13 protein-coding genes are annotated in these 15,370 nt (G+C 72.8%); 8 read left to right on the forward strand and 5 right to left on the reverse strand.

The features are described 5' to 3' along the window. Positions 1-14: 14 nt before the first annotated feature. The 4 genes from Mam01_RS08175 to Mam01_RS08190 all read left to right on the forward strand — a co-directional run bounded on the left by Mam01_RS08175 (position 15) and on the right by Mam01_RS08190 (position 6,645). Entirely contained in the window at positions 15-518 is a 504-nt protein-coding gene (locus tag Mam01_RS08175) for a VOC family protein (RefSeq protein WP_150933968.1), read from the forward strand. Positions 519-681: 163 nt separating this feature from the next. Continuing rightward, positions 682-1,521 carry an SAM-dependent methyltransferase gene (locus tag Mam01_RS08180; protein ID WP_204284782.1) on the forward strand — a complete coding sequence of 280 codons (840 nt, stop codon included), beginning with the start codon at positions 682-684 and terminating at the stop codon, positions 1,519-1,521. A 202-nt stretch (positions 1,522-1,723) separates the two neighbouring features. After that, entirely contained in the window at positions 1,724-2,077 is a 354-nt protein-coding gene (locus tag Mam01_RS08185; RefSeq protein WP_204284783.1) for an STAS domain-containing protein, read from the forward strand. A gap of 110 nt (positions 2,078-2,187) precedes the next feature. Further along, on the forward strand, positions 2,188-6,645 hold the full coding sequence (locus Mam01_RS08190) for a cation-translocating P-type ATPase (RefSeq protein WP_204284784.1): 4,458 nt from the start codon (positions 2,188-2,190) through the stop codon (positions 6,643-6,645). 17 nt (positions 6,646-6,662) lie between these two features. Here the strand turns inward: Mam01_RS08190 and Mam01_RS08195 are convergent, their stop codons facing one another. Next, on the reverse strand, positions 6,663-8,762 hold the full coding sequence (locus Mam01_RS08195; protein ID WP_204284785.1) for an MMPL family transporter: 2,100 nt from the start codon (positions 8,760-8,762) through the stop codon (positions 6,663-6,665). 105 nt (positions 8,763-8,867) lie between these two features. On the opposite strand from Mam01_RS08195, the gene Mam01_RS08200 reads away from it, so the two are divergent. Then, a complete protein-coding gene (locus tag Mam01_RS08200; RefSeq protein ID WP_204284786.1) occupies positions 8,868-9,344 on the forward strand; it encodes a MarR family winged helix-turn-helix transcriptional regulator in 477 nt (158 codons plus the stop codon). 44 nt (positions 9,345-9,388) lie between these two features. Here the strand turns inward: Mam01_RS08200 and Mam01_RS08205 are convergent, their stop codons facing one another. The 4 genes from Mam01_RS08205 to Mam01_RS08220 all read right to left on the reverse strand — a co-directional run bounded on the left by Mam01_RS08205 (position 9,389) and on the right by Mam01_RS08220 (position 13,066). Beyond that, positions 9,389-9,970, reverse strand: a complete 582-nt coding sequence (locus Mam01_RS08205) for a hypothetical protein (RefSeq protein ID WP_204284787.1) — start codon at positions 9,968-9,970, stop codon at positions 9,389-9,391. A 132-nt stretch (positions 9,971-10,102) separates the two neighbouring features. Further along, positions 10,103-10,789 carry a siderophore-interacting protein gene (locus tag Mam01_RS08210; RefSeq protein ID WP_204284788.1) on the reverse strand — a complete coding sequence of 229 codons (687 nt, stop codon included), beginning with the start codon at positions 10,787-10,789 and terminating at the stop codon, positions 10,103-10,105. Positions 10,790-10,878: 89 nt separating this feature from the next. Beyond that, on the reverse strand, positions 10,879-12,309 hold the full coding sequence (locus Mam01_RS08215) for an aldehyde dehydrogenase family protein (RefSeq protein WP_239101133.1): 1,431 nt from the start codon (positions 12,307-12,309) through the stop codon (positions 10,879-10,881). Between the two features lie 142 nt (positions 12,310-12,451). Next, a complete protein-coding gene (locus Mam01_RS08220) occupies positions 12,452-13,066 on the reverse strand; it encodes a pentapeptide repeat-containing protein (protein ID WP_150933828.1) in 615 nt (204 codons plus the stop codon). A gap of 147 nt (positions 13,067-13,213) precedes the next feature. Here Mam01_RS08220 and Mam01_RS08225 point away from each other — a divergent pair, with 147 nt between their 5' ends. From Mam01_RS08225 to Mam01_RS37240, 3 genes are all read left to right on the forward strand, one after another. Beyond that, positions 13,214-14,296, forward strand: coding sequence for a L,D-transpeptidase (locus Mam01_RS08225; RefSeq protein WP_204284790.1), 1,083 nt, complete (start codon positions 13,214-13,216; stop codon positions 14,294-14,296). 49 nt (positions 14,297-14,345) lie between these two features. Further along, positions 14,346-14,978 (forward strand): trimeric intracellular cation channel family protein, encoded by a 633-nt coding sequence (locus Mam01_RS08230; protein WP_225311446.1) that lies wholly within the window; start codon positions 14,346-14,348, stop codon positions 14,976-14,978. A gap of 208 nt (positions 14,979-15,186) precedes the next feature. Beyond that, the gene (locus Mam01_RS37240) at positions 15,187-15,318 is read left to right on the forward strand and encodes a hypothetical protein (RefSeq protein ID WP_275408919.1); all 132 of its coding nucleotides are present in this window, start codon (positions 15,187-15,189) and stop codon (positions 15,316-15,318) included. Positions 15,319-15,370 lie beyond the last annotated feature (52 nt).

Consider the following 15,370-nt stretch of genomic DNA (forward strand, 5'->3'; position numbering starts at 1 on the left):
AACGGGAGGGCGTCATGCCGGTCCAGCGACTCAACCACGCGGTGCTCTATGTGCGGGACGTCGACCGCAGCGTGGCCTTCTACCGGGAGGCGCTCGGCTTCCGCGTCGTCAACGCGCTCCCCGGGGCGGCGTTCCTGCAGGCCGAAGGGTCGTCGAACGACCACGACCTCGGGCTCTTCCAGATCGGCGCGCAGGCGGGGCCGTCGTCGGCGGGCCGGGCGACGGTGGGGCTCTACCACCTCGCGTGGGAGGTCGACACGCTCGCCGAGCTCGACCGAGTCGCGACCCGGCTGGCCGCGATGAACGCCCTCGTCGGCGCGTCCGACCACGCCACCACCAAGGCCCTCTACGCGAAGGACCCCGACGGGCTGGAGTTCGAGGTCTCGTGGCTCGTGCCCGCCGACCTGATCACCGACGAACTGCTGGCCGGGCGCACCACGATCAGGCCGCTCGACCTGGCCCGGGAGCTGGAGCGGTACGGCGCGCACACGCGCGGCGGGGTCGGTGTCAGCGTCTGACCGAAACTCCTACATAAGACAGGTCAGAAAGGCTGAATGTAACAGCCTTGTATTCATTGACCGTCCTATCCATACCACTTGTCGCAAATCCCCTCCCTCGTCCCGCGTCCGGCTCTAGCATGATCGCGATCTGAACCGGTACGGCGAGGGGACAGGACGGATCGTGGACGACGACGCCCAGCGCGAGGCCGCCGCGAGAGCGGCCCGAATCGACACGAGCAAGCCGAGCATCGCCCGTGTCTACGACTTCTTCCTCGGCGGCAAGGACAACTTCGCCATCGACCGCGAGATCGGCGAGGCGACCCTGAAGATCGCGCCGGACGCCCCCGCGGCCGGCCGGTCGAACCGGGCCTTCCTCCGGCGCGTCGTCCGCTACCTGGCGGCCGAGGCGGGCATCCGGCAGTTCCTCGACATCGGCTCCGGCCTGCCGACCCAGGGCAACGTGCACCAGGTCGCCCAGGCGGCCGCTCCCGACTCGCGGGTCGTCTACGTCGACAACGACCCCATCGTGCTCGTCCACGGCCGGGCGCTGCTCGCCACGAACGGGAGCACCAGGGTCATCGAGGCCGACATCCGCGACCCGGAGTCGATCCTCAACCACCCCGAGGTGAACGACCTCATCGACTTCACGCAGCCGGTGGCCCTGCTGCTGTTCGCGATCCTGCACCACGTCAACGACCAGGAAGACCCGCACGCGATCGCCGCCCGCTTCCGGGAGGTCCTGCCGTCCGGCAGCTACATGGCGCTGTCCCACTTCCACAACCCGGGCCCGTCCATGCCCGAGGTCTCGGCGCAGGCGACCACCGCCGAGAAGCTGTTCAACGAGAACCTCGGCACCGGCCGGTGGCGCAACCGGGACGAGATCCTCGCGTACTTCGGCGACATGGAACTCCTGGAGCCCGGCGTGGTCCCGCTCGCGGAGTGGCGGCCGGACCCCGGCGAGCCGGTGGACCGCGGAATCACCTATCACACGTTCGTCGGTGGCCTGGCCCGGAAGCCCTAAGATCATCTTCCCCGAATAAACGTGAGTTAGGTCACTGTCCCCCCGCGGGGCCGTACGGGTATCAGTGCAGGCGGCGTCACGTCCGGCGACGGAGTGGCGGCCGCCCTGCTCCCCGTACGGCTGTCGGCTCGGTTGACACCGGTCGGTGAGGACGGTGATGCTCGGAGGTGGCTGCCCCTCTACAGGAAGGCGGCACCGCATCATGACCGTCAATGGGTCGTTTAAATCCACTCGCACCATTCGCAGCAAGAATCTGCTCTACACGGACCCGCAACTCAGCATCCGCACCTCCGCGGACGGGTCGGTCCGCCTGATCGGCCAGATCGATCTCACCAACGGCGACGCCATCGCCGGCGCCCTGAACAAGGCCTGGACGAAGGCCGGCGCACAGGCCGTGGACGTGGCCGAACTGAAGTTCATCGACCTCTACGGCCTGCGCGCCCTGGCCGTGCTGTCCGACTCACCGGTCGGCCACCCCATCCAGCTCGACAACGTGCGGCCCGCGCTGCGCAAGCTGCTGCTCATGCTCGACTGGCCCGCCTTCACGATGGCCTGAGCATCCGGCGCGTTTCCGCCGCCGCCGATGGAGGAAAAGTATCGGAGGACGGTCGTCCGGCCGTTTTACCGTAATTCGTGAGTTCCCCCCGACTCTCGCGAGGAGGGGTGATGATCCTCACTCAGGGGCTCACGACGTCGGTGGCCCTGCTGCGGAGCGTGCTGCCCGAACCGCTCCGCGACCTGCTGCCGTGCACCCGTGAGATGCGCCTCTGCCCGGGAGGGCTGCGCATCGGCCTGCACGGCATCGGCCGGCCCGGCTCCGAGGAGGCCGTCACACGGCTGGAGACGCGGCTGGGCGAGGTCGCCGGCGTGGAACGGGCGGAGGTCAACGGCCGCCTCTCCTGCGTCTTCGTCGCCTGCGACCCCGAGCTGACCGACCAGGACGAGCTCCTGAGGATCGCCACCGAGCTCGACTCGCAGGAGGAGCACGCCCGCGAGACCCCCGTCCACCTGGCCCACGAGCATCTGAGGGCGACCGTACGGCTGGGCGCGGGCCTGGCCGGGATCGGGTGGGTCTTCCTCGCGAAGGCGGTGCGCGTGCCCCGGCTCCCCGCCGCCGTGCCCTCGCTGGTGCAGCTCGTCAACGCGACGCCCGCGCTCCGCGAGGAGCTCGACCGGCGCCTCGGCCGGCGGCCCGCCGAGGTCCTCTTCACCACGGCCAACCTGGTCACCCAGACGCTCACCCTCCGCCCGGCGGGACTGCTGGTGCAGGCGGCGGCCTCGTTCGGCCGCTACGTGGAGACCAGGGCGGGCCGGTACGCCTGGGAGGACCTGGAGGAACGCCTGGCCGAGCGGCCGGGCGCCTACCACCACGTCAGGGCCGGTTCGCGGCCCCGGCCCTGCCCTCTCCCACACGGCCCGATCGAGCGGTACGCCGACGTGGTCGGCCCGATCAGCGCCGCGGGCTACGCGGCGGCCCAGTTCCTCACCCGCGGCGAGCGGGCGGTCTCCGTGCTCGTCTCGGCCACCCCGCGGGCCGCCGACCTCGGCCGGGAGGCGTTCTCCGGCGCCGTCCTCCGCGCGCTCGGCAGACACGAGACCGTCGTCTTCGACGCCGACTCCCTGCGCAAGATGGACCGCGTCAACACCGTGATCCTCGACGCCGCCGCCCTCACGACCGGCTCGTGGACGATCGACCGGGTCGAGCCGCTGGTGGAGGGCCTCGACCTCGACGAGCTCTACTCCCGGCTCTACTCCCTCATCGACTTCGCCGATCCCGGGCGCGTCCGGAACGGGGACGGGTGGTCGGCCCGGCCGCTGGCGGACCCGGCGCGGCTCGTTCCCGGCGGCGACGACTGGCGGAGCCGGGGCCTGCGAGCCGTGGAGGTGACGAAGGACGGCGCCCGGGTCGCCGTCGCCGGTCTCGCCCCGGAGATCGACGCCCTGGCCGTGCCCGTCGTCAGCGCGGCCAAGGGGGCGGCCAAGGGAGCGGGCAGGGATTCGGGCACCGTTTTTCTCGCGGGCGGCGACGAGGGCCTCGCGCGACGCCTCGCGATCCCCCGCCTGCTGCCCGGCGGCGCCGAGCTCGCCGGGCGCGTCTACGAGCTGCAGGCGGAGGGCCACTGCGTGGTCGTCGTGTCCGCGTGCGCCCGGCACGCGCTGGCGCAGGCCGACATCGGCGTCGGGGTCGTCGACCCGAAGGGGGGCGTGCCGTGGGACGCCGACGTCGCCGGAGAGCTGCACGGCGTCCACCTGTTCCTGCGCTGCCTGCCCCGCGCGCGCGTCACCAGCACGAACGCCGTGCGGCTCGGGGCCGCGGGCGCGGTCGTCGGCACCCTGCTGGCCGTCGCGGGCCCGGCCGGCACGGCCCTGCGGCGGGCGCAGATCGCGAGCGCCGCGGTCTCCGGGGCCGCCATCGCGCTCGGCGAGTGGGCCGGGCGCGGCGCCGGGCGCATCCCCGTCCCGCCCCGCGCCGACACCACCCCGTGGCACGCCATGTCGGCCCGGGAGGTGCTCTCCCGGCTCGACTCCTCGCCGTACGGCATCGCCGGGCAGGAGGCGGGCAGGCGCCGCGCGCAGGCCGTGCCCGAGGAGGAGGAAGCGCCGCACTCGCTGGCCCGGGCCACCGTGGAGGAGCTCGCCAACCCGCTCACGCCCGCCCTCGCGACCGGCGCGGGAATCTCCGCCATGGTCGGCTCGATGCTGGACGCCGTGCTGATCGGCGGCGTCATGGTCGTCAACGCGTTCCTCGGCGGGGTGCAGCGGTTCAAGGCCGACCAGGCGCTGCACCAGCTGACCGAGACGACCGAGGTCCTCGTACGGCTCCGCCGCCCCGAAGGGGTGGTCGAGGCCACCAAGGACGACCTCGCCCCCGGTGACGTCGTCGAACTGCGCGCGGGCGACGCCGTGCCCGCCGACGCCCGCGTCATCAAGGCGGTCGGGCTGGAGCTCGACGAGTCCAGCCTCACCGGGGAGTCCCAGCTGGTCTCCAAGACGGCCGCGCCGACCATGGCGGCGGCCGTCGCCGACCGCGTCTCGATGGTCTACCAGGGGACGACCGTCGCGGCCGGCAGCGGCCGGGCGGTGATCGTCGCGACCGGCGACCTGACGGAGGCGGGGCGCAGCGCCCGGCTCGCCGGGGAACCCGCTCCGCCCACCGGTGTCGAGCTGCGCCTGCGGGAGCTAAGTCGGCGGATCCTCCCGCTCTCGATCGCCTCGGGGGTGGCGCTGCTCGTGACCGACCTCCTGCGCGGGCGGTCCCTCGCCCAGGCGCTCACCCCCGCCGTCAGCCTGACGGTCGCCGCCGTGCCCGAGGGGCTGCCGTTCGTGGCGACCGCGGCGGAGCTCGCCGCCGCCCGGCGGCTGTCCAGGCGGGCGGCACTGGTGCGCAACCCGTCCACGATCGAGGCCCTCGGCCGGGTCGGCGTGCTGTGCTTCGACAAGACGGGCACGCTGACCGAGGGCCGGATCAGCCTGCGTCACCTCTCCGACGGACGCGCGGGCCGCCCGGTCGAGACGGCGGACACGGACGCCGCGCTGCGGCGCGTCCTCGCCGCCGCCGTACGGGCGAGCCCCCGGTCCGGCGCCGGACGGGTGATCGCCCACCCGACCGACCGCGCCGTGCTGGAGGGCGCCCACCGGCTGGAGATCACCCCCGAGGAGGGGTTCGCGAGCTGGGAACGTGTCGACGAGATGCCGTTCGAACCCGGCCGGGGATACCACGCCGTGCTCGGCCGCACCGAGCACGGCCACCTGCTCAGCGTGAAGGGCGCCCCCGAGGTCGTGCTCACCCACTGCGTCACGGTCCACCGCGAGACCGGCGAGGTGCCCTGCGACGAGTCCGTACGGCTGGAGCTGGAGCAGGAGGTCGACCGGCTGGCCCGGCAGGGATACCGGGTGCTCGCCGTCGCGCAGCGGGCCGCGTCCGACCGGAGCGACCTGGACGAGTCGCGCATCGAGGAGCTGTGCTTCCTCGGCTTCCTGGGCCTGGCCGACCCGGTCAGGCCCACGGCCGCGCAGAGCCTCGGCCGCCTCATGCGGGCCGGGGTCCGGGTCGTCATGGTCACCGGCGACCACCCCAGCACCGCCGAGGCGATCGCGGTCGAGCTGAACGCGCTGAACGGCGGGCGGGTGATGACCGGCCCCGCGCTGGACGAGCTCGACGACGAGACGCTGACCAAGGTGCTGCCCGAGGTGTCGGTCTTCGCCCGGGCCACCCCCGCCCACAAGGCGAGGATCGTCACCTGCCTGCGCCGGGCCGGAGAGGTCGTGGCCGTCACCGGCGACGGCGCGAACGACGCGCCCGCCATCCGCACGGCCGACGTCGGCATCGCCCTGGGCTCACGCGCCACCCCCGCCGCCCGGGCCGCCGCCGACCTCGTCGTGACCGACGACCGCATCGAGACGATCGTGGACGCCATCGTCGAGGGCCGGGCGATGTGGAGCTCGGTGCGCGACTCGCTGAGCATCCTCCTCGGCGGCAACATCGGCGAGATCGCCTTCACCGTGGGGTCCAGCCTGCTCGGCGGCGGCAGCGCGCTCAACGCCCGGCAGCTCCTGCTGGTCAACCTCCTCACTGACATGGTGCCGGCCATGGTGGTCGCCGTACGGCCGCCGGCCTCGACCGACCCCGAGAGGCTGCTCGCGGAGGGCCCCGAGGCCTCGCTGGGCGCGTCGCTGACCCGCGACATCCACCTGCGGGCCGTGGTCACGGCGGGCGCCGCGACGGCCGCGTGGCTCGCCGGCCGCCTCAGCGGCACCCGCACGCGGGCCAACACGATCGGTCTCGTCGCGCTCGTGTCGGCCCAGCTCATGCAGACGCTGGTGGAGGGCGGGCGAGACCGCGTGATCGCGCTGGCCGCCCTGTCGTCGCTCGCCGTCCTGGGGTTCATCGTCACGGTCCCAGGGGTCAGCACCGTCTTCGGGTGCCGCCCGCTCGGACCGGTGGGCTGGGTCATCGGCCTCACCAGCGCCGCGGCCGCCACCCTCGTGGGCGTGTTCGTGCGGCGCCCGGCCGGGCAGGCGAGCACACGGGCGAGCACACAGGCGAGCACACAGCCGAGCACACAGCCGAGCATGCGGACCGAGCCCGGCGGGGCCCCGGCCCCCGTGCCCGTCCCGGCCTGACCGCCCGTACGGGCCGATCAGGGGCGGGCCGCCTCCGCTTCCCGTACGGACGTGCGCGCGGACGTCGCTGCGGCCGCGGGGTCGCCGGGCCACCAGAAACGGTCGCCCAGCAGCGTGACCAGCGCGGGGACGAGCACGCTGCGCACGAGGATCGTGTCGAGCAGCACGCCGAACCCGACGATCACCCCGATCTGGGTGAGCGTGATCAGCGGCAGCACGCCGAGCACGGAGAACACCGCGGCGAGCAGGACCCCGGCGCTCGTGATGACCCCGCCGGTCACCGCGAGGGCGGTGACCACGCCCTCGCGGGTGCCCTGTTCCGCCGCCTCCTCCCTGGCCCGGGTGGCGAGGAAGATGTTGTAGTCGATCCCCAGCGCCACGAGGAACAGGAAGCTCAGCAGCGGGACGTCGAGGTCGAGCGCGGGGAAGCCGAGCAGGTGCCGGAAGGCGAACCAGCCCGCGCCGAAGCTCGCCCCGAAGCTCGCGATCACGGTCAGCACCAGCGTCACCGCCGCGACCACCGAGCGGAGCAGGGCGAGCAGGACGAGCAGCACCACTCCCAGCACGAGCGGCATGATCAGCTTCTGGTCGCGCGTGGCCGCGTCGCGTTCGTCCAGGTCGGCGGCCGCCTGCCCGCCGACGACGGCCTGCGCCTCGGGCACGGCGTGCACGGCCGCGCGCAGCGAGCGCACCGCCGAGAACGCCGCCTCCGTCCCCGGTTCCGCCCCCAGCACCACGTCGGCCCGGGCGTACTCGGCGGTCCGGTCGCCCGGCGTGACGCGCACGACCCCGGGCACCCGCGAGGCGGCGGCCGCGACCTGCTCGGCCGCGGAGGCGCGGGAGATCAGGACGAGCGGCTGCGCGCTCCCGGCCGGGAAGGCGCGGCCGAGCGTCTCCTGCCCCGCGATCGCCTCCACCTTCTCCCGGAACTGCTCCGTCTGCGACAGGCCGACCTTCAGCCCCACGGTGCCCAGGGCCAGCACGGCCAGCACCGCCACGCTCACCGCGGTCATCAGCGCGGGCCGCCGCGACACCGCGCCGCCCACGCGGGCCCACACGCCGCCGCGGGCCGGGTCGGGCTGGCCCGTCTTCGGGGCGAACGGCCAGAACAGCCCCCGGCCGAACAGCACGAGCGTGGCGGGCAGGACCAGCAGGGCGTAGCCGACGGCGGTCACGATGCCGATCGCGCCGGCCAGGCCGATGCCGCGCACCGCCGGCGAGTCCGCGAGGACCAGCGTCACCAGGGCGAGCGTGACCGTCGCCGAGCTGGCCAGGATGGCCGGGGCCGCCGAGCGGACGGCCCGCGCCATGGCCCGGTGCCGGTCGTCGTGCACGCGAAGCTGCTCCCGGTAGCGGGCGATGAGCAGCAACGCGTAGTTGGTGCCCGCGCCGAACACGAGCACGGAGGTGATGCCGAGGGTCGAGTCGTCCACGGTCAGCCCGGCCGTGCGGGTGAGCACGGCGACGATCTTGGCCGCGACCTGGTCGGCGACGCCGATGACGCCGAGGGGGACCAGCCACAGCCACGGGCTGCGATAGGTGATCAGCAGCAGGAGCGCGACGACCGACGCGGTGACCGCCAGCAGGGTGAAGTTCGCGCCGTCGAACACCGCCGCGAGATCGACCTTGAACCCGGCCGGGCCGGTGACCTGCGCCCGCGCCCCCGCGGGAAGGCCGTCCGCGGCCTCCGCGCGGATCTGCCGTACGGTGCCGGTGAGATCGGCGAGCGGCAGCGCGCCGCGCAGCGGCACGCTCAGCAGCGCCACGTCGCCTTTCTCGGAGTAGACGGGCGGCGGCACCCGCCCGCCTGCCGCCACGGAGGTGAACCGCCGCGCGTCCGCGTCGATCGACGCCCGGTCCTCCGGAGACAGCCCGCCGTCACGGCTGTAGACGACCAGGGCCGGCGCGAGCTGGCCGCTCGGGAGCCGCTGTTGCAGCCGCGCCACCGTGGCCGACTCCGCGCCCCTGGGCAGCGCGGCCGCCGGATCGGTGTTCACCTTGGACGCGCCCCCGAGCGCCAGGGCCAGACCGGAGACGATGATCGCCAGGACGACCGCGAGCCACTTGCCCCGGGGACCCGAGAGCGCCGCCCATCCACTAGTATCTGCTGGCCTCATCCGCCATCTCTTTCCATGGTGAAATATTTCTGCGGTGGAATATTTCTGCCATGGAAAGATTAGGTGGAGCCGGGGGTGGTTGGCAACGCGGGAGGTGTGGTGCGTGTGGCCGAGGAGACCATCGATCCCTTCGAGCTGATGAACCTGATGCGGCGTCTCAACGTCGAGGTGGACCGGTTCGCCGAACACTTCGCCGTCGGCCACGGGCTGCACCGCACGGATCTCAACGCGCTCACCGTGATCATGGACGCCTCGCGCGAGGGGCGGCCGCTGACCCCCGGGGCGCTGGGCGCGGCGCTCAACCTGAGCGCGCCCGCCACCAGCGCCCTGATCAACCGGCTTGAGCAGGCCGGGCATCTCACGCGGCACCGGAGCACCGGCGACCGGCGCAAGGTGGAACTCGCCATGCACGAGCAGGCGGCGGCCCTCGCGGGCCGGTTCTTCGCACCGCTCGGGCGGCGGATGTCGGCGGCGCTCGACGAGTTCACCCCGGAGGAGCGCCGGGTCATCGGGCGCTTCCTCGACCGGAGCATCGAGGCCACCGTCGCGGCCAGGCAGGAGACGGCGGGCGAGGGCTCGTAAGAAGGCGCGCCTCTCGCGACGGAGCGCGCGTCAGCGGTGCTGGGTCAGCGGTGCGGGTGCGCCTTGCCGCGATGGTGGTGCTTGCGGGCCCGTGGCCGGTGGGTGCGCGGCTTGTCCGTCACCTTGAACTTCTGGAAGCCGAAGTCGGGCAGCGTGATCGGCTTGGAGGGGTCGTCCGAGATCGGGACGACCACCACGTCGTGCCGCACGCCGTCCTTGCCCTTCAGGTGGTAGACAGCCTGCTTCGGCTGGGCGGCCTGAGGGGCGGCCTGGGCGGCCTGTCCGGTGAGAGAGGCGGGCGCGACTGCCGGCATGACGGCCGGCTTCGCGACCGGCGCGTACGCCGGGCTGTAGCCGGTGGTGGTGAAACCAGGGCTGTCCTCGGTGCTGTCGTCCGGGCCGGAGGGGCCGTAGCCGGGGTCGCTCACCACCGTGTCGAGCCCAGTGTCGGGCCCCTTGTCGAGCCCCCTGTCGAGCCGCGGCGTCGGCGCCTCTGCGCCCGGGTTGTCGGCGGTGGCGCCGGCGATGTCGCCGGAGAGGGCCGCGGGTGGTCTGGGGTCGGCGGACGCGGCCGGTCCGGCGATCAGCGTCGCGGCGAGAGCGGCGGTGGCCGAGAAAATGATCATGATTCTCCCCCGAGGTCACGGATCCTACGAGGAAGACGGTAGGCAGCACGTCTCCGCCGATCACGCCGCCGACGCCCAATGTCGGGTCAAGCCTGGCGAGCCCGCCAGACCATGCCCGCCAGTCCGTGCCCGTCAGTCCATGCCGCGCCGTCCGGGAGCCCAGAAGGGCTTCATCACGATGTCCGCGCGCGACCAGCCGCGTTCGCGGACGAGGTGGTCGCGCACCGCCTGGCAGTCACGGACCTGTCCGGCCAGGTAGGCGACGCCCGGCGTGGCGGGGAGGTCCAGGGAGCGGACCGCGCCGACGAGATCGGCCGGCCGGTAGGACCAGCTGAGGCGGTCGGCTCGCGCCAGGGGAAGACGGTCGCCTGGGCTCTCCGCCGAGATCGCGCCGTACACGGTCGCGTCCGGAGGCAGGGCGCGCAGCATCGCCCCGAACGCGCCGGCCGCGGTCTCGTCCCCGGCGAAGAGGTGGTACGGCGCGTCCGCGCGCACGACGAACCTGCCCTGGGGGGCGATGAAGGCGACCGGATCCGCGACACGCGCCTCCCTCGACCACAGCGCTCCCGGTCCGGGCGTGGGGTGGTCGAGGACGCACAGGTCGAGATGTCCGTCGGGCGAGTACTGCCAGATCGAGTAGGTGCGCAGCAGCCCGCGCAGCCACGAGCGCGGCGAGCGCGGGTCGCCCACCCGTACGCGGATGTGGTTGCCCGGCTTCCAGGCGAGGCCGCGCAGATCGGGCCCGGCGATGCGAACGCGGCGCATGCGCTCGGCGACCTGCTCGATCTCGGCGACGGTGCCGTGCAGGAAAAGGCTCATCGCGCGGCCTCCCTGCGACTGCTCAAGTTCATGGGGTCAACAGTGGCGGGTGACGTGCGCCCGAAGTCAAGTGGGGAGCCGCAGTGGGCTCAGGGCAGCGGGCTCAGGTGGACGACCTTGGTGTGGGTCATCTCGTCGAGAAGCTCGGGGCCGTAGCCGAAGCCGTGCCCGCTGCCGCGCAGCGGCTGCGCGGCGCCGCCCGGCGCGCCGCCGAAGACGGCGTTGATCTTCACGGTGCCCACCGGAATCTCCCGCCAGGCCCGCTGGGCGTTGGCCATCGACGGCGTGAGGACCGTGGCGGCGAGGCCGTACCGCGACTCGCGGGCCAGTTCCAGCGCCTCGTCGAACGACCCGGCCACCCGCACCGCCGCGACCGGGCCGAACGTCTCCTCCCACATGATCTCCATGTTCTCGGTGCAGTCGGCCAGGACGGTCGGCGGATAGAAGGCTCCCGGCCCCTCGGGGACGTATCCGCCGGTCAGCAGCCGCGCGCCCGCCTCGATCGCGCCGCGCACGTGCCGGTCCACGACGTCGCGCTGCGCCCGGTCGACCAGCGGCCCGAGGGTGGTCTCCTCGCTCAGGCCCGGGCCCATGCGCAGCTCCTCGGCCCGCTGCACGAGCGCCGCGAGGAACTCCTCGGCGACGTCCCGGTGGACGTAGACGCGCTCGGCCGAGGTGCAGATCTGCCCGGCGTTGGCGAAGCAGCCGGTCGCGGCCTGCCCCGCCGCCCACTTCACGTCCACTCCGGCGTCCACGATCAGCGGGTCCTTGCCGCCGTTCTCCAGCAGGGTCTTCGCGCCGGTGCGCGCGGCGACGGCGGCGATGGCGCGGCCCGCGGCGGTCGAGCCGACGTGCGCGACGAGGTCGATCCCCGGATGCGCGGCCAGCGCCTCCCCCGCGTGCCGGTCGCCCGGCACCATGGTCAGCACGCCCGGCGGCAGCTCCTCCGCCATCAACCCGGCGAGCAGCGCCCCCGTGTGCGGCGTGCGCTCGGACGGCTTGTGGACGACCGCGTTGCCGGTCACGAGGGCCGCCCCGACGAGCCCGCAGGCGATGGCCACCGGGTCGTTCCACGGAGTGACCACCGCGACGACGCCGCGCGGTTCGTAGACCATGAGGTCGGTGGCGTCCCAGCCGCCCTGCAGGCTGCGCCCCCGGTGCAGGGGCCCCAGCTCGGCGTACTGCCTGAGCGTGCCGGCGCCGGCCGCCACGCCGCCTCGGCTGTCGCCGATCGGCTTGCCCATCTCCCTGGTCACCAGTTCGGCGAGCTCGTCCGCGCGGGCCTCGATCCGGCCGGCGATCCGGTGCAGGCACGCCGCCCGCTCGGCGGGCGCCGTACGGGCCCAGCCCGCCTGGGCCCGGCGGGCCGAGTCGACGGCGCGCTCCACGTCTTCGGCGCAGCCGGCGGGGAAGTCGCCCAGAGGCTCGCCGGTCGCGGGGTCTGCGACCGTGCGGTCTCGTTCGCTCGCGCTCGCCGTCCACTCGCCGTCGGTCAGCACCCAGCGATCCCTGTCCCGCACCCCGGTCTCCTCCCGTTTCACCCGCCGTGCTTCATCCCCGCCGCGTTTCATCCCCGCCGTGTTTCATCCCCGCCGCGGTCGCTCTCCCCCTGCTCGCTACCCCCCGGTGCGTACGGTTATCACCACGGTTTCGGACGTCTCGTCAGCGCACCTCCAGGCCGAGCGACTCGGCGATGACGATCGCCTGATGCGGGTCGACGACGGCGCCCGCGATCTCGGCCGTACGCGGGTCGAGCGCGGACAGGTCGCTGCCGCGCAGGTCGCACCGGGAGAAGTCGGCCCGGTGCAGCCACGCGCCGGACAGGTCCACCCCGCGGATCGTCGCCCCCGCGCACCGGGCTCCGGTCAGGTCGGCCTCACGCATCCGCACGCCGGTCAGGGACGCGCGGCGCAGGTCGGCGCCCGGCAGGGCGGTCAGCGACCAGTCGCCGCCCTCCACCTTCATCAGGTCGTGGGTGCAGCGCTCGAAGACGCTGCCGACGAGCTTGCACCCCGTGAAGGTGGCGTCGAAGAACGAGCACCGGACGAACGTGCAGCTCACGAAGGCCGAGTCGGTGTGCGCGGACACGTTGAACCGCACGTCGCGGAAGACGCACTCGAAGAACTCCGCGCCCCGGCTCGACGCCTCGGTCATGTCGACGTCGGTGAACTCCACCCTGCGGTGACTCTCCCCCGACAGGTCCCGGCTGTCCCAGTCCTCGGACTCGACCGTGCTCTCCGTGGGCGGAGCCTGCCTGCCGTACGCGCGCTCAGCCACGGCCACCCCTTTGACAACGCATGCGCCGACCGTAGCGCCCGCCCCCGACAGTTACTTGATCGTTACCCTCTCGGACGCACAAAACCGGCTTTTCATACGTTCCAAGGGAGTGCAATTCGCAGTGAAACCCCCTATGAGGAGTAGACCGTGAACATCCTCCGGCGGGCGGCCCACGTCACACTGACCGTCGCCGCCATCGCCGTCTCCGCGGCCTGCTCGGCGGAGGGCACAGCCCCACAGACCGAAGCAGCACAGACCAGATCAGCGCAGACCGAAGCGGCACAGACTCCGGCCGCCCGAACCCCGGCAGCGCAGGCCACCGGGCTCGCGCCGCACGCGGCGTCCAGGACGGCGCGCAAGGCGGGCAAGCCGAAGCTGGCCATCGCCGACATCACCCCGATGGGCGAGAAGACCGAGCGGGTCGGCGTCGGTTTCCCGATCATCGTCACGTTCGACCGGGCCGTACGCGACCGGGTGGCCGCGGAGTCGGTCCTGCAGGTCCAGGCCGAGAAGCCGGTCGAGGGCGCGTGGCGCTGGGTCTCCGACCGCAAGGTCATCTATCGGACCAAGACGTACTGGAAGCCGCACCAGAAGGTGCTCTTCAAGGCCCTGCTGAGCCAGATCCCCGGCAACGAGGCCGCCAAGGACGTCTCGCGCCGCTTCGCGGTCGGCACCGCCAACATCGCGGTCGTCGACACGAAGAAGCACGTGATGAAGGTCCGCCGCGACGGCAAGCTCGCCAAGACCATCCCGATCAGCGCGGGGCGCGGCGGCCTGGTCAAGAACGGCGTGGACGTCTACCTGACGACCAGCGGCGTCCACCTCGCCATGGGCAAGAAGCGGGTCGAGACGATGACCTCGTCCTGGCTCGGCGTCACCGACCCGAAGGACCCGCTCTACTACAAGCTGGAGATCCCCTGGGCGGTCCGGATCTCCGACAGCGGCGAGTACGTCCACCAGAGCGCGGGCGACTACCAGTTCCTCGGCAAGTCGAACCAGAGCCACGGCTGCGTGCGAGCCACCCCCGCCGGGGCCAAGTGGTTCTACGGCATCAGCCAGCGCGGCGACGTCGTCCAGGTCACCGGCACCAAGCGCAAGCTCGACTGGCGCAACGGCTGGAGCTACTGGCAGCTGAGCTGGACCCAGTGGAAGCGCGGCAGCGCCCTGCCGGCCGGTGCCCCCGCTCCCTCCGCGTCCCCCTCCCCGACCTCCGGAGGCCTGGAGGGGTGACGCGCCCCAGGTAGGCCGGCCGACCGCGTCGGAGCCGTGGGGGAGCCGTGTGGAAGACTCCACAGCTGTGACTCCCGCGCTCGACCTCGCCGGAATCTTCGTCTTCGCCCTTTCCGGCGCGTTGCAGGGCGTACGCAAACGGCTCGACGTGGTCGGCATGGCGGTGCTCGCGTTCTTCACCGCCGTCGGCGGCGGGATCACGCGCGACCTGTTCATCGGCGTGCAGCCCGCCGCCTTCCGGGACACCTGGTATCTCCTCGTCCCGATCGCGGCCACCGCCATCGCCTTCTTCTGGCATCCGCAGGTCGAGCGGGCGATGCCGGGTGTGCTCGTCTTCGACGCGGCCGGTCTCGGCCTGTTCTGCGCGGTCGGCACCGCCAAGGCGCTGGCCTACGGTCTCTCGCCGCTGCACGCCGTGCTGCTCGGCGTCTGCACGGCCGTCGGCGGCGGCGTCCTCCGCGACGTCCTGTCCGGCGAGATGCCGACCCTTCTCTACGACCGCCAGCTCTACGCGGTGCCGGCGATGCTCGGCTCGACGGCGATGGCCGTCCTGTACGCGATGGACATCCGGGGGTTCGCCGCCACCCTGTCCTCTGCCGTGCTCGCCTTCGCGCTCCGCATCCTCGCCATGCGGTACGGCTGGCGCGCTCCCCTCGCCCGGGGCGTCGGCGGACCGGCCTGACAAGTCCCGGCGCCGGTCCGATGCGCGCCTGATATGCGCGCCCGCTTAAATCCACATTTATCGTTGTTTGGCGATTTCGCATGCCCGGGCACCCCGGGAAAAAGCCGCGAGAGGCGGCCGGCGGGTGCTTTGATGAGGCGCAGGAAAAGAAACACCGGAAAGAAACACCGAAGAAACGCCGAAGGAACGCCGACCCGAAGGCGCGGGCATGCCCAAGACTCTTCTCCTGCTGATGATCGCCCTGCTCGACGCCGACGACCCGCATCTGGGTGACGACTCGCACGCGCTCGACCAGGACGACGAAGCGGACGAAACGGAAGATCTGGACGACGATTTCTGACATTTCCCCGGTGATTCACCGAACACGCGACTCGCCGAACAACCAGAAAGCC

Source organism: Microbispora amethystogenes, assembly GCF_016863015.1.
Classification (GTDB): Bacteria; Actinomycetota; Actinomycetes; order Streptosporangiales; family Streptosporangiaceae; genus Microbispora; species Microbispora amethystogenes.